General features: G+C 43.9%; 30 protein-coding genes. 20 read left to right on the top strand and 10 right to left on the bottom strand.

What is annotated here, in order from left to right; genetic code table 11:
• The first annotated feature begins 158 nt into the window (after positions 1–158).
• Positions 159–506, top strand: a complete 348-nt coding sequence (locus ACMXYN_RS14570) for a PilZ domain-containing protein (RefSeq protein ID WP_415892456.1) — start codon at positions 159–161, stop codon at positions 504–506.
• On the opposite strand, the gene ACMXYN_RS14565 is transcribed toward ACMXYN_RS14570, so the two are convergent.
• Positions 499–3,690, bottom strand: a complete 3,192-nt coding sequence (locus ACMXYN_RS14565; protein ID WP_415892455.1) for an efflux RND transporter permease subunit — start codon at positions 3,688–3,690, stop codon at positions 499–501. The two genes, ACMXYN_RS14570 and ACMXYN_RS14565, sit on opposite strands and share 8 nt — an antisense overlap.
• Positions 3,683–4,981 (bottom strand): efflux RND transporter periplasmic adaptor subunit, encoded by a 1,299-nt coding sequence (locus tag ACMXYN_RS14560; protein ID WP_415892454.1) that lies wholly within the window; start codon positions 4,979–4,981, stop codon positions 3,683–3,685. Before ACMXYN_RS14560 ends, ACMXYN_RS14565 begins: the two co-directional genes overlap by 8 nt.
• 141 nt (positions 4,982–5,122) lie before the next feature.
• Between ACMXYN_RS14560 and ACMXYN_RS14555 the strand changes: the two genes are divergently transcribed.
• From ACMXYN_RS14555 to ACMXYN_RS14545, 3 genes are read left to right on the top strand one after another with little or no spacing between them, the layout of a single operon-like run.
• Entirely contained in the window at positions 5,123–5,971 is an 849-nt protein-coding gene (locus tag ACMXYN_RS14555; RefSeq protein ID WP_415892453.1) for an alpha/beta fold hydrolase, read from the top strand.
• Positions 5,972–5,988: 17 nt separating this feature from the next.
• Positions 5,989–6,993 (top strand): hypothetical protein, encoded by a 1,005-nt coding sequence (locus ACMXYN_RS14550; protein ID WP_415885706.1) that lies wholly within the window; start codon positions 5,989–5,991, stop codon positions 6,991–6,993.
• 8 nt (positions 6,994–7,001) lie between these two features.
• Entirely contained in the window at positions 7,002–7,652 is a 651-nt protein-coding gene (locus tag ACMXYN_RS14545) for a DUF2959 domain-containing protein (RefSeq protein WP_415892452.1), read from the top strand.
• A gap of 38 nt (positions 7,653–7,690) precedes the next feature.
• Here the strand turns inward: ACMXYN_RS14545 and ACMXYN_RS14540 are convergent, their stop codons facing one another.
• On the bottom strand, positions 7,691–8,377 hold the full coding sequence (locus ACMXYN_RS14540) for a hypothetical protein (RefSeq protein WP_415892451.1): 687 nt from the start codon (positions 8,375–8,377) through the stop codon (positions 7,691–7,693).
• Between the two features lie 82 nt (positions 8,378–8,459).
• On the opposite strand from ACMXYN_RS14540, the gene ACMXYN_RS14535 reads away from it, so the two are divergent.
• The 5 genes from ACMXYN_RS14535 (at position 8,460) to ACMXYN_RS14515 (ending at position 11,455) form a co-directional block, all read left to right on the top strand.
• On the top strand, positions 8,460–9,302 hold the full coding sequence (locus tag ACMXYN_RS14535; protein WP_415892450.1) for a fructosamine kinase family protein: 843 nt from the start codon (positions 8,460–8,462) through the stop codon (positions 9,300–9,302).
• Between the two features lie 83 nt (positions 9,303–9,385).
• Positions 9,386–10,033, top strand: a complete 648-nt coding sequence (pdxH, locus tag ACMXYN_RS14530) for a pyridoxamine 5'-phosphate oxidase (RefSeq protein ID WP_415892449.1) — start codon at positions 9,386–9,388, stop codon at positions 10,031–10,033.
• Positions 10,030–10,707, top strand: a complete 678-nt coding sequence (locus tag ACMXYN_RS14525) for an alpha/beta hydrolase (RefSeq protein ID WP_415892448.1) — start codon at positions 10,030–10,032, stop codon at positions 10,705–10,707. Before pdxH ends, ACMXYN_RS14525 begins: the two co-directional genes overlap by 4 nt.
• A 12-nt stretch (positions 10,708–10,719) precedes the next feature.
• Positions 10,720–11,187 carry an FKBP-type peptidyl-prolyl cis-trans isomerase gene (locus tag ACMXYN_RS14520; protein WP_415892447.1) on the top strand — a complete coding sequence of 156 codons (468 nt, stop codon included), beginning with the start codon at positions 10,720–10,722 and terminating at the stop codon, positions 11,185–11,187.
• Between the two features lie 79 nt (positions 11,188–11,266).
• A complete protein-coding gene (locus tag ACMXYN_RS14515; RefSeq protein WP_415882327.1) occupies positions 11,267–11,455 on the top strand; it encodes a YqaE/Pmp3 family membrane protein in 189 nt (62 codons plus the stop codon).
• 59 nt (positions 11,456–11,514) lie between these two features.
• On the opposite strand, the gene ACMXYN_RS14510 is transcribed toward ACMXYN_RS14515, so the two are convergent.
• Both ACMXYN_RS14510 and ACMXYN_RS14505 read right to left on the bottom strand, forming a co-directional pair.
• A complete protein-coding gene (locus ACMXYN_RS14510) occupies positions 11,515–11,775 on the bottom strand; it encodes a hypothetical protein (RefSeq protein WP_415882326.1) in 261 nt (86 codons plus the stop codon).
• Positions 11,776–12,188: 413 nt separating this feature from the next.
• On the bottom strand, positions 12,189–12,368 hold the full coding sequence (locus ACMXYN_RS14505) for a hypothetical protein (protein WP_415885700.1): 180 nt from the start codon (positions 12,366–12,368) through the stop codon (positions 12,189–12,191).
• Between the two features lie 290 nt (positions 12,369–12,658).
• On the opposite strand from ACMXYN_RS14505, the gene ACMXYN_RS14500 reads away from it, so the two are divergent.
• Positions 12,659–12,790: a hypothetical protein gene (locus tag ACMXYN_RS14500; protein ID WP_415882324.1), complete on the top strand. Its 132-nt coding sequence runs from the start codon at positions 12,659–12,661 to the stop codon at positions 12,788–12,790.
• A gap of 415 nt (positions 12,791–13,205) precedes the next feature.
• Positions 13,206–13,400, top strand: coding sequence for a hypothetical protein (locus ACMXYN_RS14495; RefSeq protein ID WP_415882323.1), 195 nt, complete (start codon positions 13,206–13,208; stop codon positions 13,398–13,400).
• 84 nt (positions 13,401–13,484) lie between these two features.
• Here ACMXYN_RS14495 and ACMXYN_RS14490 read toward each other — a convergent pair whose 3' ends face one another.
• From ACMXYN_RS14490 to ACMXYN_RS14480, 3 genes are all read right to left on the bottom strand, one after another.
• On the bottom strand, positions 13,485–13,940 hold the full coding sequence (locus ACMXYN_RS14490) for a CopD family protein (RefSeq protein ID WP_415882322.1): 456 nt from the start codon (positions 13,938–13,940) through the stop codon (positions 13,485–13,487).
• A 45-nt stretch (positions 13,941–13,985) separates the two neighbouring features.
• Positions 13,986–15,119 (bottom strand): methyltransferase, encoded by a 1,134-nt coding sequence (locus ACMXYN_RS14485; RefSeq protein WP_415892446.1) that lies wholly within the window; start codon positions 15,117–15,119, stop codon positions 13,986–13,988.
• A gap of 138 nt (positions 15,120–15,257) precedes the next feature.
• Positions 15,258–15,830, bottom strand: a complete 573-nt coding sequence (locus ACMXYN_RS14480) for a YceI family protein (RefSeq protein ID WP_415892445.1) — start codon at positions 15,828–15,830, stop codon at positions 15,258–15,260.
• A gap of 262 nt (positions 15,831–16,092) precedes the next feature.
• Between ACMXYN_RS14480 and ACMXYN_RS14475 the strand changes: the two genes are divergently transcribed.
• From ACMXYN_RS14475 to ACMXYN_RS14445, 7 genes are all read left to right on the top strand, one after another.
• Entirely contained in the window at positions 16,093–16,275 is a 183-nt protein-coding gene (locus tag ACMXYN_RS14475) for a hypothetical protein (protein WP_415894500.1), read from the top strand.
• A 161-nt stretch (positions 16,276–16,436) separates the two neighbouring features.
• On the top strand, positions 16,437–17,354 hold the full coding sequence (locus ACMXYN_RS14470; protein WP_415892444.1) for an SPFH domain-containing protein: 918 nt from the start codon (positions 16,437–16,439) through the stop codon (positions 17,352–17,354).
• Positions 17,355–17,804 carry an NfeD family protein gene (locus tag ACMXYN_RS14465; protein ID WP_415892443.1) on the top strand — a complete coding sequence of 150 codons (450 nt, stop codon included), beginning with the start codon at positions 17,355–17,357 and terminating at the stop codon, positions 17,802–17,804.
• A gap of 41 nt (positions 17,805–17,845) precedes the next feature.
• Entirely contained in the window at positions 17,846–18,337 is a 492-nt protein-coding gene (locus ACMXYN_RS14460; protein ID WP_415892442.1) for a YgjP-like metallopeptidase domain-containing protein, read from the top strand.
• A 170-nt stretch (positions 18,338–18,507) separates the two neighbouring features.
• Positions 18,508–19,011, top strand: coding sequence for a Slp family lipoprotein (locus tag ACMXYN_RS14455; RefSeq protein WP_415892441.1), 504 nt, complete (start codon positions 18,508–18,510; stop codon positions 19,009–19,011).
• Between the two features lie 144 nt (positions 19,012–19,155).
• Positions 19,156–19,704: a DUF2726 domain-containing protein gene (locus tag ACMXYN_RS14450; RefSeq protein WP_415892440.1), complete on the top strand. Its 549-nt coding sequence runs from the start codon at positions 19,156–19,158 to the stop codon at positions 19,702–19,704.
• A 257-nt stretch (positions 19,705–19,961) separates the two neighbouring features.
• Positions 19,962–21,542, top strand: a complete 1,581-nt coding sequence (locus ACMXYN_RS14445; protein ID WP_415892439.1) for a S8 family serine peptidase — start codon at positions 19,962–19,964, stop codon at positions 21,540–21,542.
• Between the two features lie 54 nt (positions 21,543–21,596).
• Here ACMXYN_RS14445 and ACMXYN_RS14440 read toward each other — a convergent pair whose 3' ends face one another.
• Positions 21,597–23,030 (bottom strand): hypothetical protein, encoded by a 1,434-nt coding sequence (locus ACMXYN_RS14440; protein ID WP_415892437.1) that lies wholly within the window; start codon positions 23,028–23,030, stop codon positions 21,597–21,599.
• Between the two features lie 173 nt (positions 23,031–23,203).
• On the bottom strand, positions 23,204–23,701 hold the full coding sequence (locus ACMXYN_RS14435; RefSeq protein ID WP_415892436.1) for an aminoacyl-tRNA deacylase: 498 nt from the start codon (positions 23,699–23,701) through the stop codon (positions 23,204–23,206).
• A gap of 141 nt (positions 23,702–23,842) precedes the next feature.
• Here ACMXYN_RS14435 and ACMXYN_RS14430 point away from each other — a divergent pair, with 141 nt between their 5' ends.
• Positions 23,843–24,547 carry a response regulator transcription factor gene (locus ACMXYN_RS14430; RefSeq protein ID WP_415892435.1) on the top strand — a complete coding sequence of 235 codons (705 nt, stop codon included), beginning with the start codon at positions 23,843–23,845 and terminating at the stop codon, positions 24,545–24,547.
• Positions 24,544–25,878, top strand: a complete 1,335-nt coding sequence (locus ACMXYN_RS14425) for a histidine kinase sensor domain-containing protein (protein WP_415892434.1) — start codon at positions 24,544–24,546, stop codon at positions 25,876–25,878. Before ACMXYN_RS14430 ends, ACMXYN_RS14425 begins: the two co-directional genes overlap by 4 nt.
• Positions 25,879–26,070: the final 192 nt, after the last annotated feature.

Genomic DNA, 26,070 nt, shown 5'->3' with positions numbered 1-26,070 from the left:
CCTGAGAACAGCACTAGGATTAAGACCTAATTTTTCGCCTTAAAATATAACCTTTTGTAGATTTTAGGCGGTATTTCGCAGTTTATGGCTTTGAATAGGTGTGAAGATATGATCAAACCGAACTATGCTGATGGATATCACAAAAAAGGTAGGGTTTTATGACTACCGAAAGACGAATATATCCGCGTATCAATACGGATATACCTGCAGAGCTTTCTACTCAGGATGGTGTTTCTGTTGACGTCACTCTGATCAACATCAGTTTAGGTGGGATGTTGGTTGAGGGTGGGCCTGATCTGAATCAGTTAAAGCCGCCTGTTGTAGGTGCTCCCTTAGAGATTTATGTCCATTTTGGTCTAAACAATCGGCCGGTACATTGCTTATGCCGAGTGGTGTATAACCAGCGCCAATCTCAGCATTGTATGCGCTACGGCTTAGCCATCTTGAGTATTGATGACCAAGCCGCGGAAAGCTTGCAGAGCTTTATTAAATCAAAGCTTAACTAGTAACCTGAGGGCTAGCCTCTTTGCGAGGCTCTTCAGGTAGACTAGGCCCTTCAGGTAAATCTAGACTTTTGAGACCGAAAAACTGACGGATATTTTCGATATAGGTCAGTGTTGCAGGCACAAATAGAAGGATCAGCAATGTGCCATAAGCCAAGCCAAAGACGATAGATACCGCCATTGGGATGAGGAACTGTGCTTGCAGGGAGGTCTCAAACAGAATTGGTGTTAGACCTGCAATCGTTGTGAGCGAGGTTAGCAGTACCGCACGCAAACGTTGGCAGGCGGCTTCTTCTATTGCTTCTTCAATCGCCAGCCCCTGTTTTCTCAATTGCTTATAGAACGTCACCAAAACGATAGAGTCATTGATGACGATACCGGATAAGCCGAAGAAGCCGAATAGGGACAAAATGGTTAAACTTAAGCCCATAATTCCATGGCCTAAAATCGCGCCGGTCAGCCCTAGAGGGATTGCTAGCATCACCGCGATTGGCCAACTGTAAGAAGCAAAAACCCAAGCCAGAATAATAAAGATCAGAACAAGGGCGAGGAGAAGCCCGAGCTTCATATCATCCAGTGTCTCACGTTGGCTCTTGTTCTTACCCTCAAAGCTGGCTTCGATGCCGTATTGGCTTAACACGCTATCGAGCTTACCCGCTTTCAGGTCTTCGATTATCTCATCAGCATTGGCCGCGCTTTCATCCAGATCAGCTGTGACTTTGATGGAAAGTTTGCCATCCACGCGAGTTAAGGTATCTAAGCCCTGTTGCGCTCTAAACGTCACAATATTACTCAACGGTGTTGTACCGCCATTCGGTAGTACGATTGGAAGCTGTTCTATGCTGCTAAGACGATCTCGCTCCTCTTTCGGCAGTTGGATACGTACCTCAATTTCATCCCGATTATCATAGAAGTTTTGTACTTCCATACCATCAAAGGCGGTACGTAGTTGTCGGCCGACACTGTCTAGCGTCATACCTGCTGATTTCCCCGCAGGTGTTAGTGCGTAGATAAGTTGCGACTTACCAAAGGGGAGATCGTCATCAATATTGTTTAAGCCAACATAGCCTTTTAGCACCTCTTGAAGGTCTAAAGAGGCTTGCTTAAGCACATGAATATCGGTGCCAGAGAGCTTTATCTCGATCGGCTTTCCAGGCGGGCCGCTGGTGCTGACATCGATAGAGAATTTCTCTACCCCTGCCGGTACTTGGATTCGGCTACGCCACTCTTTATTAAATTCAGTTGTGGAATATTTACGATAATCACCGGGATTAAACTCTACCAATAGCGATGCGAATTCATCGCCACGGCTATTGGATGAGGTGGTTCTAGAGAAAGAAGCATTACGTAAGCGCTGGAAGGCGACTTTAATGTTATCTCCGCCTAATGCCTTATCGGCATCGGCTAAGGTCTCGTCCAGATGCTGCACAAAGCGCTCAACTTCTGCAAAGTCAGTCCCTGAAACAAACTGAACATTAGCCGTCATTACATCGCGTTCAACGGCCGGGAAAAAGGTGAATTTGATCCGCCCACCAGAAACTAAGCCTATGGCGATGATGAACACGGCAAAGGCGCTAGCGATGGTCGCACCGCGATATTTGATCGCGAACTTCACCAGTTTCCGGAAGTGGATCTCTTTGAAACGGTTAAAACCTTCATCTAAACGAATGCGTAACTTTGAAGGGTGAAGGTCTTCTGCTTTTTTGATGCTGTGGTGCAGGTGCCCTGGCAAAATCAGGAAGCATTCAACGAGTGATGCCAGAATTACACAGATCACCACCGTAGGGATATCGATAAGAATGCTGCCGATATGCCCACCGATCAGAAGTAGCGGCAAGAAGGCTGCAATGGTTGTCATCGACGAAGCCATAACTGGAGCCAACATACGATGAGCACCGCCGATGGCGGCCTGTAATCCCGGTTCGCCACGTTGCACGTGGGTTAGAGTGTCTTCCCCGACCACAATGGCATCATCTACGATTATCCCCAGTGCCATGATCAAGCCAAACAGGCTGATCATATTGATGGTGCCGCCAATGCCATAAAGGATAGCTAGCGTGGCCATAAAGGAGACCGGGATACCGATGGTGACCCAAAACGCTACGCGAGCATTAAGGAATAGAAACAGAATGGCGATCACCAGGATCAAGCCACCTAAGCCGTTTTTCAGTAGTAGATTGATACGCTGTTGAACCGGTTGCCAGCGCTCATCATAGGTAACCATGGTGATATTAGATGGCAGTGTCGGACGCGTTTCCTCTAACCATTTATTGAGAATATCTGCCGATTTTAATGTGTCTTGATTTTCGGTTCGGCGCAGGCGAATCATGACCGCAGGCTCGCCTTTGTATTTTAAAAGAACCTGATTGTCTTTAGTGCCTAGGGATACATCAGCGATATCTCCTAGTCTCACCAGACGGCCATTGCTATCGGTGATAATCGGTAGTTGGCGAAAGCCTTCAACATCTCTTTGCTGATTTAGACTACGGATCTGACGTGAACCATCACCCTTGGCTGCGGTACCTGCAGGTAGATCTAAACTGCGCAAACGGATGCTATTGGCTACCTGCATCATTGTCATATCTAGCTCATTGAGTTGGGCAGCCGGTAGTTCTATTTGAATCTGTTTTTCCGGTAAGCCGGTAAAGTCGACTTTGTTGATGCCTCGATCTAATAGCTCTTGTTCAAAACGCTGTGCAAAAGGGCGAAGCTCTTCTATGGAGCCATTTGAGGAACTAAGGATAAGGCTGGCAATCTGTTCATAGCGCAGTATGCGCTGTACCAGCGGTTCGTTGATATCAGAGGGTAGCTCGCTACGGACGTTGTCTATTTTCTGCTTTACCTCGTCTAAGAGGTAATCTACATCGCTGTCTTCATCTACTTCAATTCGAATCGAGGCCGAGCCCTGAATCGCCGTTGAATATAAGGTCTCGATGCCGGTAAGGGATTTCAGCGATTCCTCTACCGGCAGTACGATTGAACTTTCAATATCTTCCGCAGCAGCTCCACTCCAAGGTACTGATACAGTAATCACATCTCGTTCAAACGATGGGAAGAACTGCGTGTTGAGTTTATTCAGGCCCCAAATACCAGCCAAAATCATCAGCAGCATGAATAGATTGGCTGCAACGCGATGACTCGCGAAAACCGCAGTGAGGTTCTGCAGTGGGCCTTGGTAGTTATTCATCTTTCGCACCAGTTGCAGCGACTACCTCGGGCGCGTTTACGTCTTTAACTCTAAGCCCAGAAATAGCATTCGGCAGCTGAGTTGTAATAATCTGGTCACCACTCACAAGCTGAGGGCTGCGAATAAGCACAACAGGTTTGCCTTGTTGATCACTGCTGTCACCAATACGTTCGACGTCGAGCCCTTGCATACGACCATCTTTAAGCAGATAGATCCGGTTTAAACCATAAAGCGCCATAGGTGGAAGTGCGATTGTCTGTTCGACAGCAGGTAGCTCAACGGCGATCGCTAAGGAACGGCCAGGTTCCGGCACATTCTGCTTGTCGGTGATTTTGAAGAGGGCATCAACACCGGCGCGGCCGCCATCCACTTCGGCTGCTATGCGATCAAGCTCCAGTTTTAGCGTCTGTTCATCCAACTGAGCTGTGGCTTGAATGACGGAGTTAATTTCTCGGTTGCGGAGATTTGCTAACACTCTATTGGGGATTTGAGCACGCACTTCCAAACGATCGGTACTGTATAGATCTAGTAGTGGATCACCGGCACGAACTCGATCTCCAGGTGCGACATGCAAGCGTGCAACACGGCCAATAAACGGTGCTTTAATGGCGGTTCGTTCGAGGTCCAACGTTGCTGCATCTAAAAGGCTTGTGGCGCGTTTTAATTGCGATTCTAATTGAGCTAAACGGTTAGGGTGGTCAGCAATCGCTTGTTCCCGTTGAGTGACTGCTAGGGTCTGCTGGTGATATGCACTGCGTGCACTGTCGAGCTGATCCTGACTGCTAACTTTTCGTTTGATCAGGTTTTGGTAACGGGTTACTGCTTTAAGGCTTAACTGCTGTAGTTTTTGCTCAATCGCTAATGATTTCTGATCAGTTTGATAACGTATTTTTTCGGCATCAATCTGTGCTTTAAAACTATCGACATCAGCTTGGCGCTGCGCGACTTGCAGTTGAGCATCACTGCTGTCGAGCTTAATGAGTGCTTCATCCAAGGCGATGTTTTTACCTTCATCGGTATCCACCGCCTCGACAAAAGCTGTGACAGCAGCGGTAATATGGGTCATGCGTGGTGATTCGACTTTGCCGTATAGAACAAGGTTAGGCTGGTGTGTATTGATCTCGGCCGAGATCGTTTTTACGCTCCAGACTTTCTCTTCGATCTTTTTCGAAGGAGCCTGAGGTTTGGTACTTTTTAGGAAATAGAAGACCCCGCAGGCGAAGGCAAAGATAATCAGAGGGATCAATCGCCTAATCCAAATAGATGAACTAGATGAGGTAGTGCTGCTCATATTGTTTTCCATTGCTCAGGTGGAAATGTGACTTAGGAACATAGTAGCTGAATATGATCTACAGGTTCAGCAATTGTTGCGTTTCTTTACAATTTTAGTGTGCATGCTAACTTATTGAAATTGCTTAAATCAGGAGGCCCTATGCATACGGATAGCATACGTTGTTTAAACCCTGTTGGATTTCATCAGATGGTGTATCACGAATGGGGAAGCGCCGAGAACGATCGAGTGATCGTCTGTGTGCATGGTTTAGCACGCAATAGCCGTGACTTTGATGAGCTAGCCTTGGCTTTGTCTCGCGATTATCGTGTGATCTGTCCTGATATTGTTGGGCGTGGTGAAAGTGAATGGCTTCCTGCTGGGCAGGTGTATGGAATGCCTCAGTATCTTAATGATATTACAGCGCTTTTAGCGCGTTTAAATGTAGATAAAGTGGACTGGGTCGGTACCTCTATGGGCGGAATTATCGGCATGTGCTTAGCCGCTCTGCCTAACTCGCCAATCAAACATCTAGTGCTCAATGATATAGGGGCGTTTGTGCCGGCAAGCTCCCTTAAACGTATCTCTGAGTATCTTGGCGATAAGCAGTTTCAGTCTCTCTCTGAGGTTGAAGCCTATATGCGCGATACTTATGAATCCTTTAAGCATCTGACTGACCGTCAGTGGCACCACCTTGCTAAGCATGGTTCGCGTTTGGATGAAAATGAGGTTTATCATCTTCATTACGACCCCGCCATTGCGCAAGCTACTGCGGATGCTTCATCAGAGAGTGTGGATTTATGGCCGGTATGGTCGGCGATTAATATCCCGCAGTTACTAATTTGGGGCGAAGAATCGGATGTCTTGCAGGAAGAAACCGTGCGTAAGATGCAGGCAAACGATAAACTAGAGCTAATCTCCATTCCGGGTATCCCTCACGTGCCATCCTTGATGGAATCTGAGCAGATTCATCAAGTACAAAACTGGTTACGTGAACACCGTAAAGATTAATCGTAGAGGAACTATCTATGGGCGTAATAACTCGCTGGCCCCAAGATCAGTTGTGTTTGAGTTACCGTGAGCGTGAGGATGCTGTTGCTGCGGTAGAGAAGGCTTTTGCTTCGACATTGGAATCGTTGAAAGTAGATATCGGTCTGGTGGACATGTTTGAGGCAATCTATGTACCTCTAGGTGCGTGGATTACTTGTCGCAAACGCCAAAAAGATGGCCCTTTAGTTATCGGTATCAATGGTGCTCAAGGTGCTGGTAAATCGACACTATTCAATCTGTTAGAAGTCATTCTGACCGAAGGGTTTGGTTTAAAGGTTGTTGGTTTCTCTATCGACGATCTCTACAAAACCTACAATGAGCGTGTTGAGCTTTCTGAAACAATCCATCCTCTGCTTCGTACCCGTGGCGTGCCAGGTACGCATGATGTAGATCTAGGTATCGAAATCCTAAACTCTCTTAAGAACAGTACCGATGAGAGTGTAACCAAAATCCCTGTGTTCGATAAATCGACGGATGATCGCTGTCAGGCGTCGGTATGGCAGGAGTGGGTTGGGCCTGCGGATGTCATCGTGCTGGAGGGGTGGTGTGTAGGTGCAGACCCGCAAAAGCCAGACGAGCTGGTGGAAGCGATCAACGAATTAGAGCAGGAAAAGGACCCTAACGGAGAGTGGCGTGATTACGTGAATACTCAGTTGGGTGGCCCTTATCAGGCTCTGTACTCCATGCTGGATGTCTTGGTGATGTTGAAAGTACCGAGCATGGATGCAGTATTTGAATGGCGTTCTCTGCAAGAGAAAAAGCTCGCCGAGCGAGTGAAATACATCTACGACACGCAGCAGCCAACAGAGCATCTGCGCATCATGGATGAAGAGCAGATTAAGAGCTTTATACAGCATTATGAGCGACTGACTCGTCATATGTTAGAAGAGATGCCACAAAGGGCAGACGTCACTCTATGCCTCAATAACAATCATAAGATCGCTGAGATTATGATTAATAACCCTCTACAGAGTTGTGGTTAAGGACAGAAATGATTTCCAAAGTTAAGTTAGGCTTTTTATCGATCCTGATGGTTGCGTTAGTTGGCTGTCAGAGCGCGTATTACTCTGCGATGGAGCAGGTTGGTATCCATAAGCGCGATATCTTAGTTGATCGTGTGGAAGACGCACGTGAGTCTCAAGAAGATGCGCAAGAGCAGTTTAAAGACGCTTTAGAACAGTTTCGTTCTGTCGTGAGCTTTGATGGCGGTGAGCTGGATGCAGTCTATAACCGCCTACAAGCTGAGTACGATGACAGCGTTGCAGCGGCAGAGGATGTTACGACGCGTATCAAAAAAGTAGAGCAGGTTTCTGAAGATCTATTTGAGGAGTGGGAAGAGGAGCTGACAAAGTACTCTAACCGTAAATTAAGAGATCAAAGTGCAGCTAAACTGCGCAGTACTAAAGTCCGTTACGCTGAGTTACTTCGCTCCCTTAAGCGCGCCGAAAAACGTATGCCGCCAGTGTTAAGCGCGCTACAGGACAATGTTCTATTCCTAAAACATAACCTTAATGCTCAAGCGATAGGCTCCCTGAAAGCGGAATATCGCGGGATCAAAAGCAATATTGATCTGTTAGTTAGAGATATGGAAAAAGCGATCGCAGACTCGGATCGCTTTATCAAACAGATGGAACAAGGCTAATCTTCTTTTCCTAGTCCCCTTCTTGACCTAGTATCAGGCTAGATAGGGAAGAACGTCATAGAAGCCGCACCATGAACAACACGGTTTATGGTGCGGTTTGTTTTATCTGCAATCACATCCGCCATCAAATCCTGCGTTCCAATCAGCTTGCCTAAGATACGCTCGTAGCTGTAGTTAGTAATCCCTTCTTCTGAAATACCATTACTCAGAATGTACAAATTCCCTTGGGGGTCTTTGCGGTTATTCAGGTGCCACGCTACGGATTCTAAATTACGAGCAGAGTTGTAGAGCTTCTGTTGATCTAATTCATCCAGAATAAAGATCTCTTTCTTGCCGTTATAGGCTTTATCTAGCATGCCTGTAACACCCGCCATCAGGGCAAATACACGATCACCTTGATAGTTATCAGAAAATGCTAAAGGCACAGCGTCGGCACCATCTTTCTGGCCAAGTTCTGGGAATCCATCGGCTAAACGAGTGATCGGAAATAGCTGTTCCAAGCGTTTCTCAATCGTCATGCCTGGGACTTTTTGCAGTTCTTTAGGATTACGTTTATAGAGCTTGATTGTTAGATCACGGCTGAGTTTGCGTAGGGTTTTGAGGTTGATATCCGCGACCATATCGATATCGGATTTAGCTAGATTTTTAACGTCAAACGGTTTGGCATTTTTATCCATACAACCAGCGGTAAAGATAAGTACCAAAGAGAGTAGCAACAGACGCATAGGATCCCTTATTGATGCGTAGTAAAGTTCCTAAAACTATAAAGGTATAGGGATAGCTGATTCAAGAGGAGGCTGAGCGACAGTGAAAAGTTTACAAAGCTGGGTTGAGCAGCAAGGGCTGTGCATCGATTCTGAAGAGAGCCTCTCTGGTGGCTGTATTGCTGCGGCTAAACGAGTGCTGCTGAGTGATGGTCAGCAGCTCTTCGTAAAGTCTGTTAATCACGCAAACGAAAGAATGTTCAAGGCTGAAGCGGCGGGGCTACAGGCTTTATCTGCTTGTTCAGAGCTATCCACGCCCAAGGTTATCCGGTTTGATCGGGATGGATTGATTTTGGAGTTTATTGAGCAATCCCCCAAGTCAAAAGACTTTGATCAAGTCCTAGGGCGGCAGTTGGCTCACTTGCACCAGATGTCTGTTCCTTCCTTTGGTTTTACTCAAAACACTTTTTGTGGCCCAACCGAACAGCCTAATTCGCAGCTTACAGATGGCTTTGAGTTTTATGCTGAACACCGTTTCGGATATTTGGCGCGTTTCTGCTTTGACCGTGGGTTGATTGATAAAGAGATCATTGAGGGTATTGAGTCGATCAATAAACGTTTAAAGCAGCTAGTACCAGAGCAGGCACCTGCTTTATTGCATGGCGATCTATGGTCCGGGAATGTTATTGCTAATAGTCAGGGTAAGCCAGTGTTAATAGACCCTGCAGTCTATTGGGGGTGGCCTGAGGCCGACCTTGCGATGACGGATCTCTTTGGCGGTTTTAGCTCGGACTTGTATAGCGCTTATCGAGAAGTAGCGCCGTTGCAGTCTGGGTGGAAAGAGCGATTCTCTTTGTACCATTTATGGCATTTGTTAAACCATCTTCTGTTGTTTGGGAAAAGCTATAGAGCTGATGTGATGGGTGTTGTAGCAAAATTTAGGTAATGGACTAAACGTATTTTTGCGACCTTGATTAGTGCTATAGTTGCAGCACATTTCTTGATTAACTTTTCTTGCAAGAGACTTGTATGACGAATAAAGGCGACCTAACGGCTGAACGCCGTGAATATCTGGCGCAGCCTCTGCGACGTGAAGATCTGATCAAAGATCCAGTCGCACAGTTTGCCAAGTGGATGGATGATGCATTGGAGGTATCTCCAGATGATGCGACGTCGATGACATTGGCCACAGCTTCTAAAGATGGGATGCCTGCTGCAAGGATCGTATTGCTGAAGCATTTCGATGAGCAGGGCTTTGCTTGGTATACCGATTACCGCAGTCAGAAAGGGGATGACCTGTCTGAAAACCCTCAAGCCGAAATCATGTTTTATTGGTATGGCTTAGAGCGTCAGGTGCGTATTCGTGGTCAGGTAGAACAATTAAGCCCTGAACAGGGTAAGCAGTATTTCAACGCGCGTCCGCTAGGCAGCCGTTTGAGTGCAGCTGCGTCTTGCCAAAGTCACCCTGTAGAAAGCCGTGAAGCTTTGGAACAAGCGGTGCAGGATCTTGCTGATCAATACCCAGAAGGCGATATTCCTCATCCACCAGAATGGGGTGGTTATATTCTCAGACCTACACGTTTTGAGTTTTGGCAGGGGCGAGAGAGCCGTTTACATGATCGATTCCAGTTCAATTTAGTTGATCAAGAGTGGCAGATTGAGAGGTTGCAGCCATGAGCCAAGAAACAGAGCAAACCTTAGTTAGCGTAGAGCCTCAAGGCGAGGCTAATGCCTGTGTTATCTGGTTGCATGGTCTAGGCGCTGATGGTTTTGATTTCCAGCCTATCGTTCCTTACCTACGTATTCCAGAGAACCTAAATGTTAGGTTTCTTTTCCCTCATGCTGAGATCATGCCTGTTACCGTCAATGGTGGCATGGAGATGCGTGCTTGGTATGACATTTTAGAGATGAATATTGACCGTAAGGTTGATAAAGCTTCATTGCTTAAATCCAGTCAGCGAATTGCTAACTTGATGAATGAGCAGATTGCTCAGGGTATTCCAGCGGATAAAATCTTGTTGGTTGGCTTCTCTCAAGGCGGTGCCGTTGCTTACCAGACAGCGCTAACTTTCGCTGAACCTTTGGCGGGGCTGGTTGCTTTGTCTACTTACATGGCAACAGAAGAGGAGATCGAAGCGTCTCGCACTGATGCCAATAAGGAACTGCCGATCTGGGTGGCTCACGGTACGGTGGATCAGGTTGTACCTGTTCAATTAGGTGAGCAAGCTTATGCCAACCTAGAAAATATGAATTATCAGCCGAGTTGGAATGCGTATCCAATCGGTCATGAAGTAGCGATTGAAGAGATAGAAGCTTTAGGCCGCTGGATGTCGCAAAGACTAGCGGTTTAATCGGAGAGATAAATGAAAGTAGAAAACAACAAGGTAGTGTCTTTTCACTACGCGCTAAAAAACAATGCTGGTGATGTGTTGGACGACTCTCGTGATAGAGAAGCGCTTCCGTATCTGCATGGTCATAAAAACATTGTGCCTGGCCTAGAAGCGGCGTTAGAAGGCCGTGAAGTTGGGGATAAGTTTGAAGTTACCCTATCACCTGAGCAGGGCTATGGTCAGCGTGATGAAACTAAGGTGCAGCTAATTAGTCGTGAATCCTTTGCTGGCTTTGATCAGTTGGAAGTCGGCATGGTGTGTCAGATGGAAGATGATAAAGGTGAATTGCAGCTAGTTGGCATCACAAACATCGATGCTGATGAAGTGACAGTGGATGCGAACCATCCTTTTGCTGGGCTTGAATTGAACTATGCTGTTGAAGTAATCGAAGTGCGGGAGCCGACAGAAGACGAGCTATCTGCCGGCCGTGTAGAGCTTTAAGGGTCAGCTTCGATTAAGGCATAACTCATTATGCTGATGGTTTGCTGTACTCCACTCCCGCATTCTAAGGAGATAAAAGATGCGTTTGTTACTTGCTTTGTTAATACCTTGGCTACAGTTTTTTACGATCGGTCGCCCGATAGCTGGAATTGTCTGCCTTATTTTACAGATTACCTTAGTGGGCTGGATTCCAGCAGCAATATGGTCTGTGTATGCATTGAGCCAATATCAGACCGACAAAAAGATTAAAGATGCATTAGATAAATAACACTTAATGCATTCCACAGAAAAAGCCGTTTCAGTTTGAAGCGGTTTTTTTTATGCCTGTTACTTAACCTTTTCCTGCCATTCCAGATCACCGATCTGAACTTTTAGCCATTCAAATCCAATTCGCTTTGCTACAGCAGCGGCACCATCAAGACTCTTAAACTCTCGTTCTGATTTAGATCGCTGCAGATCTAGCGTGATGATTTCGTCCTGTTTGGTCACAAATTTTAAAGTCCATCCGCGCGCCATAGAGATAGGAATCGCTTGGCAAGAATCAAATACGCCCGCTTTAAAAAGTAACTTCACTTCCTTTTCTTGCATCTTCATCTCCTCATTAATGAAACTTCTTTTATCTATATTGATAAGTCTATATCAAATAAGGATTAATCGCAAATAATTTATGGTGTTTTTGTCTATGTAAGTTGTTGAAAATAAAGGAAAAAATAAATAATTTTAAATTATTGTTCTAGGCAAAAGTCAGACTTCTAACTGTTTGATTTATAAGGAATAAAATATGAAGTGGAAGATGAGAGTTTTTACAGAAAATCTAGATTTTACTGATCTAAATTAATATTCGAATTCTCAAAAGTTAATATTGATTTATTGTTTTGTGTTTTATGACGAAATGATTATGTCTTTGATGTTTAACTTGTTGTTTTTAAAAGGGAAGGCTTAAGAAGGGCAAAAAAAGGGCAGGTACGGTGACCTGCCTTATTTTTGGAGCGGACAGAGGGTTATGACTTTCTTATTTGAGCTTCTACCAAGTCTAGAACTGCATTCATATTAGCGACGGCTTCATCGCTGGCTAAGGTTAATGGGGCAAGTTTAAATGTATCCAGAAAATCAATCATAAAAGGTTCTGAATTCATTTTTTTGAGTTGCTCGGCGGTCCAGGCAACTGTTTTATAAGGCATGACGCTTACCTCCTGAACAGTTATCGGTGACTCAGGCTTTTGAGTCCTAGCGGAGCCATATGCATTTTTTATTATTCCGGCACTACCGGAGCTCCCTTAATGCTGGGGCTCGCCATTTAAGTTATGGTTCAGTTCTTAGGCTTTTTCAAACTTAATCGTTACAAACGTAAAAATTTTCATATTCGCTAATGATCATTTCTTGAGCTAAATCAATAACCCCTAATCTCTAAAGGGTTAATCTAGTCACAAGTAAATACGAGCAATACGAAAAATTTTGTGAGGGTGTCGTAATGGTTGATGTATATAGCATGGAAGTTCTGGTTCCTAGTCTGGCAATGATTGTTGGTATGACTGTCGCAATGGTTTGGGGATGTTTCAAAGTTCGCGACCTGATTAACGAAGACCAGAAAAAAGAAAGTTAAGTTAGCTGCTGAGGTTGTTTGTCACCTTCCTCAAAGTTGTCAGTTTTTATCTTGCTAAAAAAGATCACTTAGGTGGTCTTTTTTATTGCCTGAAATAAATTCAATTTGTTTCATTTTTGTCCGACCTCTCGGTATTACACCTTCGGCTAAACCCCGTTTATTGTCTGGTTATTTTGTGTACACTCTATCTTTACGTTATATGCGCAAAAGATTTATAAGAAGTTAGAGAGATAAACAACAATAAATAAGAGAAAGGAGCTTCGGCTGTATTAAGGTGTATTTGCTTTAGTTAGCTTCGTAAATTCTCTGGGGCGATCCAAACAAAACTGCTTGTGATGATGGATTCAATCGATATCGTCATTGTGGTTAGAAGAAGATGGATTCAGCCTTGATAAGAATAAAAAGGAGATGGATCGTGAATGAGAATAGAGAACCTGGGTTTTATAAAGTTCGTTATGGCAAACGTTGGATCGCTGCGTTTTGGTGTGGTGAACTTTGGGGCTTGCCGGATGAAATGAAACCAGGCGAAGAAGGTTGGGAAGCGGTTCTTGACGCAGAACCTGATGAAATCGGCGAATATATACCTATGCCCATGAGCCTTCAGGCCTAATCTAGCTCTGGGAATAACAAATGATAGAAAATGCAGAAGCACGCTTATCCGTGCTTCTGCTTGCATTTGCTCGAATAAACTATTTTAGAAAAGAAACTTTCCGCCACTAGCAATAACCACTGTTGCCAAACCTAAAGTTAGATTAACCGCGACAATCTTTCTGATCTTATTTAACTGTTCGCCGGCATCGGGCCAACGGTTTTCTTTTACCGCCAGACTCAATTTTTTATACGGACTGAAATACAGATGTCCAAATATTGCCATCATGGTATAGCCGGTCAGTAGCATAATGTGGACATGCATACCAACGCCTTTAAACCCACCATAGATTGCAATCATGCTATGACCACTGATGATCAAAAGCAGAATTGCAGCCCATACCCAAGCAAAAAAACGAGCAAATACTTGCTGCCAGAGTGCTAACCGAGCAGGCGCTTCAAGTTGCTCGGCTGCAACTGGTCGTAAACAAACATAGGCGAAAAACATACCGCCTACCCAAATAACTGCAGCTAAAATATGGAGGGGTAATGCAATAAACATAGGCGTCCTCACTGCGGGAATTACTTCCCTGAATTTTAAATAAGGTTAACGTTTAATCGCTTTCAAAATGACAAACTTCTTATTGTTAGCGATAGTCTCACAATTTTTAAAAATCTTTTTGAGTGCTACATGGTAGCCAAGATGACGGTTGCCGATTACCCATAACTCACCACCCGATCGTAAGACTTTATGAGATTCTCGGAACATCTGTTGAGCAATGAAATCTCCGACCACATTTTGCTGGTGGAAAGGTGGGTTGTTTAACACTAAGTCACAACTATTCTTCTGAATACCAGCTAGGCAATCGGTTGCTTGGAAAGTTGCGTTGCGACTGTCGTCAAAGGCTTCTCTGAAATTAGCCTTGGCAGAAGCGACAGCCATAAATGATTCATCTACAAAGTGAACAGCCGCAGACGGATTCTTTTCTGCTGCAATTAGGCCTACAACGCCATTGCCACAACCAAGATCGATTATATCTTCGAATGTATCTGTATCAGGCAGATGTTGCAGAAAAAAGCGGGTGCCTATATCCAAACTATCACGGGAAAATACGCCAGCATGGTTGATGATCTTATGCTGCGTGTTCTCCAAAATATAAGAGGATGGGTAAGGGGATTCTGGTTGCGGCTGATTTAGATCGATCTCTGGGAAAATCAGTCTTGCTTTCTTTTTCGCTAACGAGGTTTTCGTTGCGCCTAAATATTTTTCGAACAGTTTTAGCGTAGAGGTATGAATGGATTTAACCATCCCGCCGCCGATTACTTTGGACTTTGCTGTTAACAACGGACGTAGGCGAATTAGTTGGTCTTCCAGCATCGCTAAGCTTTTTGGAATTTTAATCAGCACTAGATCAAATGTTTCGGCAGGATAATCCAAACTGTTACAAAGCGATACGGCTTTTGGATCTACGTCGTTGTCCGCAGCGTTATTTTTAATACCTGTATGGGCCAACCAAGAATCGCTTATTACTGTTGGATTGTAATTATTTAACGCAACCGATAGGCCACCAAATTGATCGTTAATAATCAAAATACGTTTTGGGTTTGCAATAAGCCCTTCCTGATCAATCTGATTTAACAGGTACTCATCAGCAGCATCCCATGCACGTAGTTGTTCGTTTTTACGACGAGGATAACGAGATAGAGAAAATTGACCGAAAGGGGTTTCGAAAATATTCATATGGGCCCAAAACTGATTCGAAAATAACAGGCCGCAGTTTATCACAAGGGATGATTTAGGATGTAGCGTTGGTAGGGCGTTTGGAATTGAAAGAAACCCAGGTAAACATACCCGGGTTTAATCATTTGAAGCAGGCTTTTACTTAGTGAAAGCTAGGTTAAAGCTAACCGGTACTGCGAAAGAGATAGATGGTAATTTTGCAATCTCTTTAAGTGCAGTTACTCCAGAATCTAGAGCAAAATCTGCTGCGTTAATTGTGATGGGTTGAGCTGTGCTCACCAGTACTTTGTTGTCTGCGAGTTTAACGACATTTACTTGGGCAGTAATCTCTTTTTCAACACCGTGAAGGCTTAATTTGCCAGTGATAGTCTGCGGCTGTATAGAACCAACGGCTTGTTTCTCAATTTGGTTTACATCTACTTGAGCTGTGAAATTGGCCTGAGCAAATTTGCCTGTTTCGAACAACATGTTTTGCATACGCTCGTCACGGATCTCGATACCTGTAGTTACAGATGCTAGATCAAGAGTTAGCGTTGCTTTGCCTGCAGCATCGATGCCGCCGCTAAACTGTTTAAAACTGTGGTTTTCTAGCACTTTGGCTTTTTTGATGGATGAGAAGCTAAAGTCAGAATCTTGTTGGCTTAGCGTCCAGTCAGCTGAGGCAACCGTGCTGAAAAGAGCAAGTGATGCGATGGCTACTAATTTTTTCATGGGTAAATATCCTTATTTTTTTGTAGTGATGGGTTTGGATTTTAAACAGTCGTTTACTTTTGTCTAGAGCGGAGTTGTTTAGGATCAAAGAAATATCTCTATCCCTCTGATATTCAATGATTATGATTTTTGTTTCTTGTTAATTTTTAAGGCTGATAGAAATTAAATTGTATATACCTTAGATATTCTTAAGATGTACGTTGGGGTAAGGGGATAATTGCTGTATTCTTGCAGTCAGTTGACGATTTAGAGTTGAAAAATGATGAAGTCAAAAAAGAAATCTAAGGCTAAAAAGAAAAATAGCCAACTAGTTATTCGCATTAACGATGTCGAGCGCGATGATTTTGTTGCGTTGTGTGAAGAGCTAGATACGAGTGCTGCACGTGAAGTCCGTCGTTTTATTCGCGGGTTCCTTGCAGAGCATGAACAAGCCGAAGAGGACTAGCCCTTTTACCCAAGATTATCCTCTCTTTACCAGAAAAGCGTTTAATATTTCTAATTGATTGTTTTTCGTTACCTCACGCTTAATTTAGTTAAGCCATTTCAGTTCTTCCCGATCAGTATTAATATGAATACCTCCTCCCAACTTTACTAAAGGAGATTGTGATGTTTGGGTTTGAAATTACCGCTGCGGTAGTGGTTGTTCTCGCATTAATTTTTATTTTTTCTGGGGTCAAGATGGTTCCTCAGGGATATAACTGGACAACAGAACGTTTTGGACGTTTTACCAAAACTCTTACACCAGGTTTGAATCTGATTATTCCTTTTGTTGATCAGATTGGCGCTAAGCAAAACATGATGGAGCAAGTACTGGATGTACCGCCTCAAGAAGTGATCAGTTCTGACAACGCGCAAGTAACTACCGATGCTGTTTGTTTCTATCAGGTGTTGGATGCATCTAAAGCGAGTTACGAAGTTAACGATCTTTATCGCGCGATGCAGAATTTGGTAATGACTAATATCCGTGCGGTTTTAGGTTCGATGGAGCTGGACGAGATGTTATCCAACCGAGATAACATCAATAGCCAACTGTTAAGCAAAGTTGATGAGGCGACAGATCCATGGGGTGTTAAAGTTACCCGTGTGGAAATTCGTGATATTTCCCCTCCGGCAGACCTTGTTGAAGCGATGGCCAATCAAATGAAAGCTGAACGAGAAAAGCGAGCAGCCGTTTTGACTGCTGAAGGTGAAAGAGCTGCGGCAATTAAAGTTGCTGAAGGTGAAAAGCAGGCGGCTATCTTAACAGCTGAAGGTGAAAAGGAAGCTGCTTTCAGGGAAGCCGAATCCCGAGAGCGTTTAGCGATGGCGGAAGCGCGTGCAACTAAAGTGGTTTCGGAAGCGATTGCTCAAGGCAATCCGCAAGCGCTGAACTATTTTGTCGCTCAAAAATATACTGAAGCTCTGCAAAATATTGGCGCAGGCGAAAATGCTAAAGTTGTGATGATGCCTCTAGAAGCGAGCAGTGTTATTGGCTCCGTTGCTGGGATCAGCGAGCTGTTAAAAGAAACTAAGATAGGTTCTTAAATGTTAGAACTACTCGAATCGATTACATTTTGGCATTGGATCATTCTGGCATTAGTGCTGTTAGGGGGTGAAGCCCTAGGCGCTGCGGGATTTATGATCGGTGTCTCTCTATCTGCTTTTGCAGTTGCTGCATTGATGGCTATTGGTGTGCTAAATGATTGGCAGCATCAATTCCTCTTGTTTGCGCTCTTCTCCGTTGTTGCTTCGGTTATTTTCTGGAAGTTCTTTCGTTGCCAAAACAATGATGATGAAGCAGGCATAATCAATGATCGAGCGGCTCAATTGATTGGGCGCAAGCTGTCATTGGCAGATGACGTTGAAAATGGCTTAGGTCGTATTCAGATAGGAGATACTTTTTGGAAGGTTGCTGCTGAAGATGATCTAGCAGCGGGGACCAAAGTTGAAGTTTATGCCAGTGAAGGTATGACGCTTCTTATTCGTAAATTGTAATTGATATTCAGCGGGGTTGGCTAAGCCGGCCCCGTGTACTTATGACAGCACTAAAATATATTAATCATTACCCTGAATCCTTAAAGCAACAAGCGTTAGCAATGTTGCAAGAGGAAACCTTGGGGCCCCTTCTTCAGAAAAAATATCCAGATCAACATTCGGTGCAAAGCAATAAAGCACTGTATGAATATACAATGGATCTGAAAAATCGCTATATGCGAAAATCAGCACCTGTCAGCAAAGTGCAATACAGCGATAAAGTTGCGGCGATGAATGCTTTAGGCACCCATAGCCGCGTATCTCGTATCCAAGGGAATAAACTTAAATCTAAAAAAGAGATCCTGATCGATACTCGATTCAAACAATTACCTGAAGCTTTTTTGCGGATGATTGTTGTCCACGAATTAGCACATCTGAAAGAGTTGGATCATAACAAAGCGTTCTATCAGTTATGTCAGCATATGGATGCTGATTATCACCAATTAGAGTTAGACCTTAGGCTCTATCTTACTTGGCAAGAATATTCGGATTGACGTTTTTTGCCGTAAGTTTGCTTGTCCTAGCGAGCTCGCCAGCTGCGCGCTATCTTCTTATTTATTTTCAGAATTATTTCGTTCGCTCAAAAAGTTAAACAAAATTGTAGGCGCAATTTAGATATTTTGTCCTATGCTTTAGGCAGTACCCTTATATTTGGTCAGGGAAAATGCCAAAAATTATTGTTGCTACCTTTATCAGTTTGTTTCTTCTCGGCTGTAATAGCTTGCCGGAGAAACTTCAGATCGCAGAAAAAGTCGAACTGCTCCCGTTTGATGAAGTGGGGGATATGGATTTAGAACCCACCAATGTCCAAGCGCTTTGGGGAGGCGTGATCGCCAATACAGCCAATTTCACTGATCGTACGCAGATAGAGATTATTTATTTTCCTCTTAACGATCAGGGTCGACCTCAAATCAATCAAGAAAGCTTAGGTAGGTTCCGTATCTATGTAGGTGATTTTATAGACCCGTTTGTATACCGGCCTGGACGTATGGTTACTGTGCTTGGAACACTTGGGCTGCGCGAAAAGGGTTATGTTGGTCATTACCCATACGATTACACGGTTTTGCACTCCCTAGAGTTGCACCTATGGACCGATAAGCAGCCACTACCAATGCCTCCGCAAATTGAACAATACCTTCATTCTCCACCGACTTTTAGCTATCAATAACCGTTTAATTTGTAGACCTTCTAAACCCGTATTTGGGTAGCTTTTTATACTTTGGCACTGAAATTATTTAAGAACTTAAAATTCAGATGCTTTCCGCTTTCACTCTCGGTAATATTGCGCCTTCAAACGGGGTGGGGCGTTATTGTGGACGATAAATTGTGGATTTATATTGCGAGTGGAGCAGCCGTTTTTGTACTGCTTTTAGTCGTGATTATTCGTTCAAAAAAATCTAAAGCGCCGGATACCTCTCTTTCGCACACCGAACGAATGTTTACATCAGTCTTGGAAAAGGCTGTCGGTGGTCAATATCAGGTTCATTGCAAAGTTCCTATGCCTGAGGTTTTGGAAGCTTTGCCAGAACAGTCCGACCGTGCCAAACGAAAGGCATTAAAAAAGATTAGGGATCGTCAGTTTGATTACATTGTTTCTGATCCAGCTAACAACCGAGTAGTTTGTGCTGTTGAGCTTGATGATCATACTTATGATAAGAAGCAATTTAAGAAACAAGATCTTTTTCTTGAAGATATCTGCCAAGATGTAAATTTGCCTCTACTGCGAGTCGCTCCACAAAATGGTTACAACTTAGTTGAAATTATTGAGCGATTTGAAAGGACCATCGCGCCTGTCGATTATGTAAAAGATCAACAAGGGCGGTTCAATCTTCGTATGGTTGATGCGTTAAATTCTCTTTGATCTGTAGTTGGTGTAATTCACCATCCTAATCTGTTTATCAATCCCCTTCATTTTCTCTACATTTACTTGAATTTTGCTAACTGGCGACCTCTCGATAGCTTACTAGACTTAAAGAAAGCGTCGGGTCTTATAGTGCTTGTACTTCAAGCAAAAGTAGCTTGCTCCTGAGTAGTCAGTTTGTGGCACGGATTATCGCTAACTGTAGTTGCACTGCCTGATATCTGTTTATCACTCGATAATGACAAGGTAGGTTGGTTATGAGAGCGCCAGTAAAATTACTCTGCATGGCAGTGTCTTGTACTCTTGCAGCAGGCACGGCTATGGCAGAAATTAAATTTCGACCGGGAGAGGTCGTAGTGAAAGGTGAGGTGTTTTCATCTGAGGGGTATGAAGTTCTCAAATACTTGCCGAATGCCGATTTAACGATCTTAAAAGTATCCCCTGGCAAAGAGTTGGCTCAAACACTCGCTTTGAGAAAGAAAGGGCGTAAAGCCAGCCGAAACTATATTGCTAGAAAATTTGCACCAAATGATCCTTTGTATGGCTACCAATGGCATTTTGGTGCTGTTCAGGCTGAACAAGCGTGGACACTTTATGATGGTGCTGGTGTGAATGTTGCCGTATTAGATACCGGCTTACAGTCAGGTGGCCCTGACGGAATAGATTGTGTTTTACCCGGATACAATGCGATTGATGGTAGTTCCAATGTGGCAGATGGCGATGGGCACGGAACCCATGTTAGCGGCACGGTTGCTCAAAGTACAAATAACGGGGTTGGTGTAGCAGGGCTTGCCCATGGTGCATGTATCCTTCCAGTAAAAGTCTTGGACGATAGTGGCTCTGGAACGGATGCTGATATTGCTGAGGGTATAGCTTGGGCTATAAATAACGGTGCTCAAGTTATTAATATGAGTCTTGGTTACCCAGCTGATTATGCACTGGAACAATTCGTTAACTATCCATCTTATTCAACACTGACGAATTCCGATACCAGTGTGACTATTGTTGTTGCATCAGGTAACGATAGCTCTACAAATGGGATTAGTTATCCAGCGAGTCATCCAGAAACTTTAGCTGTGGGTGCTACCGATGTAGATGGAATCGCTCCTTACTCAAATCAAGGTCCTAAATTAGACATAGTAGCTCCAGGTGGTAATACGTCTCAAAATCTCCATATTCCTACTGATAGTCATAGTGATGGCGTAGTTCAAGAAACTTACATATCACAGGGGCAGGGAACGTGGGGATATTATTTGTTCCAAGGTACCTCAATGGCAGCTCCTCATGCTGCTGCCGCTGCTGCGATTCTTTTATCGAAAGATGGAAGCTTAGATCGATATGAAGTTCAGGCAGTGCTTGAGACCACTGCTTCGGATTTAGGTAGTCCCGGCTGGGACGGTGTTTTTGGTCATGGGCTGATCCAAATATACGACGCATTAGGTGCAATTGAAGGCGGAAATAATGAGCCCCCAGAAACCAAACCGGGCTCACCTGAACAGTTTTCTGCAAGTTTCGATTCAGATACTAGTGCAGTTGAACTGACATGGAATCCGCCATCTGTTGGAACAGTTACGAACTATTCCATTGAACGTAGCAAACAAAATCGACGCGGTAAGCTTGGTGGTTTTAATGCAGTTACAACAGAGGATGGTACAACGACTTCATATACTGATTCTGGCCTAGATAGCGGCACTTATGTGTACCGAATCCTTGCTAGAAATAGTGCTGGCGCGTCAGCTTGGGTGCTAAGTAATTCTGTTGAAGTCTCTTCCTCTGGTGGTGGCTCAGGCGGAGGTGACGGTGAGTGTAAAGGCGGCTGGAAAAAATGTGGCAGATAGTTCTGTCGTAATAAAAAAGCCTGCATTAGCAGGCTTTTTTATTGGCGTGAAAAACTAATTGCTACAGCCTCCAGGTAATTGATCGCATACATCATCATAAGGGTAGAATCGTACTTGGATATTGTACGAACCTTTATTATCTATTCCCCAGATATACTCTACGAAATCTGCAATACTAAATATCCATTCGTTTTCCCAGCTTTTGCAAGTACCAACAGCGGGAGCATCGACTACGAGTTTATTTGGATCGTTCCATTGTTCAAAGAAACCAACACTAGGAACAGCACCACTAGCAACATCGGCTTCTACTGTGGTTACGCAAGCATCAAATTCATCAGTTGAACTGATCATTTCGTAATTGCTATTGGTTGCGTTATAACAATAAGCATTAACAGAGCAGCCTTGGGCTGTAGTGTAGTCAGTGAGCATATATGTTTCTAAAAGGTTAGTAGTGACATCTGCCCAATCATCCTCGCCATTATTACCTACATCTACAGTGGCTAAACCATCCCCGTTATCATCAGGATCATCCCAGAACCATGCTTCCAGTGGTAACCAATAATCGGTTGTGCCGTCGTTATCTGAATCGACACTATTTTCTGGAAGTTCAGAATCTGTGATTTCTTCACCGCAAAAATACCTTTGATCCCCAGGTGATATGTAACAGACAGATCCGGTAAAGGTGAAAGCGTCACTGATATTTTGGGCTTGCCTTACACCTTTGCCGCCAGGCCCTTTAGTTTTTGTACCATCTTGCTCTCTTGTGAGATTAAAGCTTTGCCAACTGCCTGAGCCGTCAACGAAACCTAAGGCTAGTAGGTCATTGCCTTGATCGTCAGTGACAAAACCAAAGTTGTTGGTAAACATCGTACCGGTTACGCATTCACCAGCTTCATTAACATTATTACAAGGTTTCCCAGTCACGCGGGCAAACACAGCATAGCCAGAATCGTAGGGTGGAAGGCTTACAACAGCCCCGTCAGCTCCATCACTATCTGGGAATGACTCGGTACACCAATCTGTGACTTGCAGATCAGGGATTCCATCACCATCTAAGTCTTTGAGAGGAAGGGATTTGTTTTTGCCTCCTTTTGTACTGCCTGATTGAATCGCAACACTGGTATCAGCATTGGTATTTTCATCGTAGCGGGGAATAAAAACTACATTTTGAGATGAGTCTTCATGGCAAAAGAATTGCGCATTGGAATCATCAGTTACCTGGATACATTCTTCTGTATTGGGATCACAAGGGATAATGCCGTCATCGTCTGTATGGCAGCGATAGTCAGCTTCACTAGGACAGTTGAATACACCCGGTGCCTGAGTTTTTTTACCTAGTAGGTTTAAATTGAAATGAAAGCCTGCGGGAAAGCCATTACCTTTTAAGTTTTTTCCAGAATGTGCGTCTGTAGATAGACCTAGCAACAAAATGGAAACTAAACAGCAAAGGATAAGCGTTCCGAGGGATTTTACTTGAGTGGGATACATAAATTATGCCCCCGAATAAGATATGAAAATCCTCCTTACCAAATTTTTTCTATATCCATCTAACTACGTATAACTGTAGCTTTGAATTGAAAAAATAGATGGGATATTTTTGCAGCTAAATTTGAATGTTGAGTACATATATTCAAGAGGGTTTATATAGGAATATCCATTGCTTAATAATGGCTAAGGTCGTACAGCTCTTCAGGTGCGCAACTTATTTCTCCGTGCTGCTTATTCTTCATTAAATTCTGGAACTGCTGGCGTTTAAGATGGATTAAGTTTTTATGATCTCCCGCCTCAATGTATACATCTTCAGCCTCAGCCAATTGGTCATCCCAAACCACATCGAGACCATAAGCTTGACCTATAGCTGGGATAGCACCTTCTTCACAATCACCAAATATACGTTTTATTTCGGCTTCTTTTGCTAACCTCGCTGGAGAGCCGGTAATTGCAGCCAATTGAGGTAGCATAACTTTGTTCATCGCAGGAACTGCAGCAAGGGTGAACTTGTTTTTCTGATGAATGACAACCGCTTTGGCCATCTGCGTTACCGGTATTGAAGCCCTGTGCGCACTATCGAGAGAAGTAAAAGAGTAGTCGTGTTTGATTGTGTCATAACTGCAGCCTTGGTTTTCTAAAAAACTACAGAGTGTGGCTGATACGGACATGGTTATTACTCCCAACAGAGACTTCGTTTTATAAGTCTAGTTGCTTGGAAGGGGATCGCTACACTAAATTGCATTTTTGAATAACCTGAAATAAACTCCATTCGTAAATGTAATTGATTACCATTTATTCGAGTAGTAACTATGGCTGAAGGTGTTGCTTCAACGGCGAAAATTTTAATTATTGAAGATGATCGTACGTTAAATAATCAGATCACCTCGCTCCTAGAAGAGCAGGGGTACGAAACTGATCAACGTTTTGAAGGACGTCAGGGATTGGTTTCCGCATTGAGTAAAACCTATGATCTAATTTTGCTAGATGTGCTTCTACCGGGACTAGATGGCTTTTCATTATTAAGTAAATTACGTACAAAACGTGAAACACCGGTGATGATGTTAACTGCTTGTGGCGCGGAAGAGGAACGTATTACCGGCTACAGCAACGGTGCTGATGATTATCTGGCGAAGCCATTTAATATTACTGAACTACTGCTCAGAATTGAGGCAATATTACGGCGTACCCGATACTTGGTCGAAAGCCAGATCGAACAAGATACTATTAAAACTCCTTTTTTCCACTTAGACCGAAAGCAGAATCGTGTCTATCGCGATGATCTAGAGGTCGTCCTCACTCCAATTGAATTTAAGGTGCTGTGGGCACTGGTGAAACAAAGTGGCGAAGTCCTTAGTAAACCACACCTATACCAGTCCGTTCTTAACAAAGAATACAGTCGCTACGACCGCAGTTTAGATATGCATGTGAGTCGAATTAGACGAAAACTTTCGCAGCAAAGTATTGATGTCTCACCGTTAGAAACGGTACATGGTGAAGGGTACTGCTTTAAATGAAACGGCGCTTATTTTGGAAGCTGTTCGCCATTCTAGTGGCAGGGACTGTCGCTTTGTATGGTGCTATAGATTGGCTTGCAAACCATACCGAGCAACGTATGAGTTTAATCTCTAAAGAGTACCAGCTAGAGATGAAGTCTTGGGCTGCTGAAGCCGAGGAAATCTATAAAGCAGGTGATATGCAGTTACTTGATCAATGGATCGAGGATCTGGAAAAAAAAGAGGATACTTGGATTGCGATTGCCGGATCGGATTTAACGTTACTGGCAGGTAACTACATGGATGATTATTACTCTGGCAGTTTGCGGCTTGGCCGAAATGTCGAATATATGATCCATCTTTACTATGCTTATAACCCCGTTATGGAACTGCCTTTCGTTGATGGTCATACCCATTTTTTGATCCGTTTGCCGCAACGTATGAGGCCGGGTGGATTTTTAAAACCAGCACAATTGTTGTTACAGATCGCTCTGCCTTTTGTGGTTTTAGCATTAGTGTGTTTGATGCTATATCGACATTTGGTCACACCTATTCAGAAATTGGAGAAGGCGACTCGGCAATTTAATGAAGGCAACTATGATGCTCGTGTCAGTCAATCTCTAGGAGCACGCAATGATGAGCTGGCTTCTTTGGCTAGAACGTTCGATACCATGGCGGAACATACGGGGGGATTAATTGTTACTCAAAGACAGCTAATTGCTGATCTTTCTCATGAGCTACGTACGCCTATCACGCGCATTGAAATGGCGCTAAGTAGAGCGAGTGAAAAGAACTGTTCAGAAAGTATTGAGCGTATTAAGCGTGAAGTCGCGCAAATGCGAGAAATGACAGAAGATGCCTTAACCCTAGCTTGGATGGACACAGAGAAGCCGCAAATAAAGGGAGAATCTCTTGATTTGGTGGACCTGCTAGATAGCATCATTGATGATGCCCGCTTCGAGTATCCTGATCGTAATCTCGTCAGTAGTATGCCCGAGAGTGCACCACTTGATTTGTCTAGTCACCGAATTCTTGGACAATCCATAGAGAATGTTATTCGAAACGCTTTACGTTATACACCTTGTGGTGGAGAAGTGAGTGCTGAACTGTGCATTCAGGGTGGTGAGTACTTACTTATAATCTGTGACCAGGGGCCTGGCGTTCCTGAAGAATCACTGGAAAAAATCTTTCAGCCATTCTACCGAGTTGAGAAATCGCGCGGTGCAGATTCGGGTGGATTTGGGCTTGGGCTGGCATTAGCTAAAAGGCAGGTAGAAGCGGTTTCCGGCACCATTAAAGCGTCAAATATGACCAGCGGTGGTTTACAGATAAATATCACTTTACCGGTATAAAAGGCAGTTAATTAAGATAAAAACTTAACTCGTTTCGTTTCCTCTTTAGCAATCTGATGAGGTTATCATTGTGGAGTGAGGCATATGTTTCCTCTGCACTCAGATTTTGACCAATCGAAAACTGATTCTCCTTTATTTAGACCTCTAAATAACGTGAAATTACAGGCTTTAATTCCCTTATTTAGCGGGGTG

Origin of the sequence: Neptuniibacter sp. PT8_73, assembly GCF_047778045.1 — a bacterium.
Taxonomy (GTDB): domain Bacteria; phylum Pseudomonadota; class Gammaproteobacteria; order Pseudomonadales; family Balneatricaceae; genus Neptuniibacter.
The sequence above is the reverse complement of the archived record's forward strand: the minus strand, read 5'-3'. Positions and strand labels throughout refer to the sequence as shown.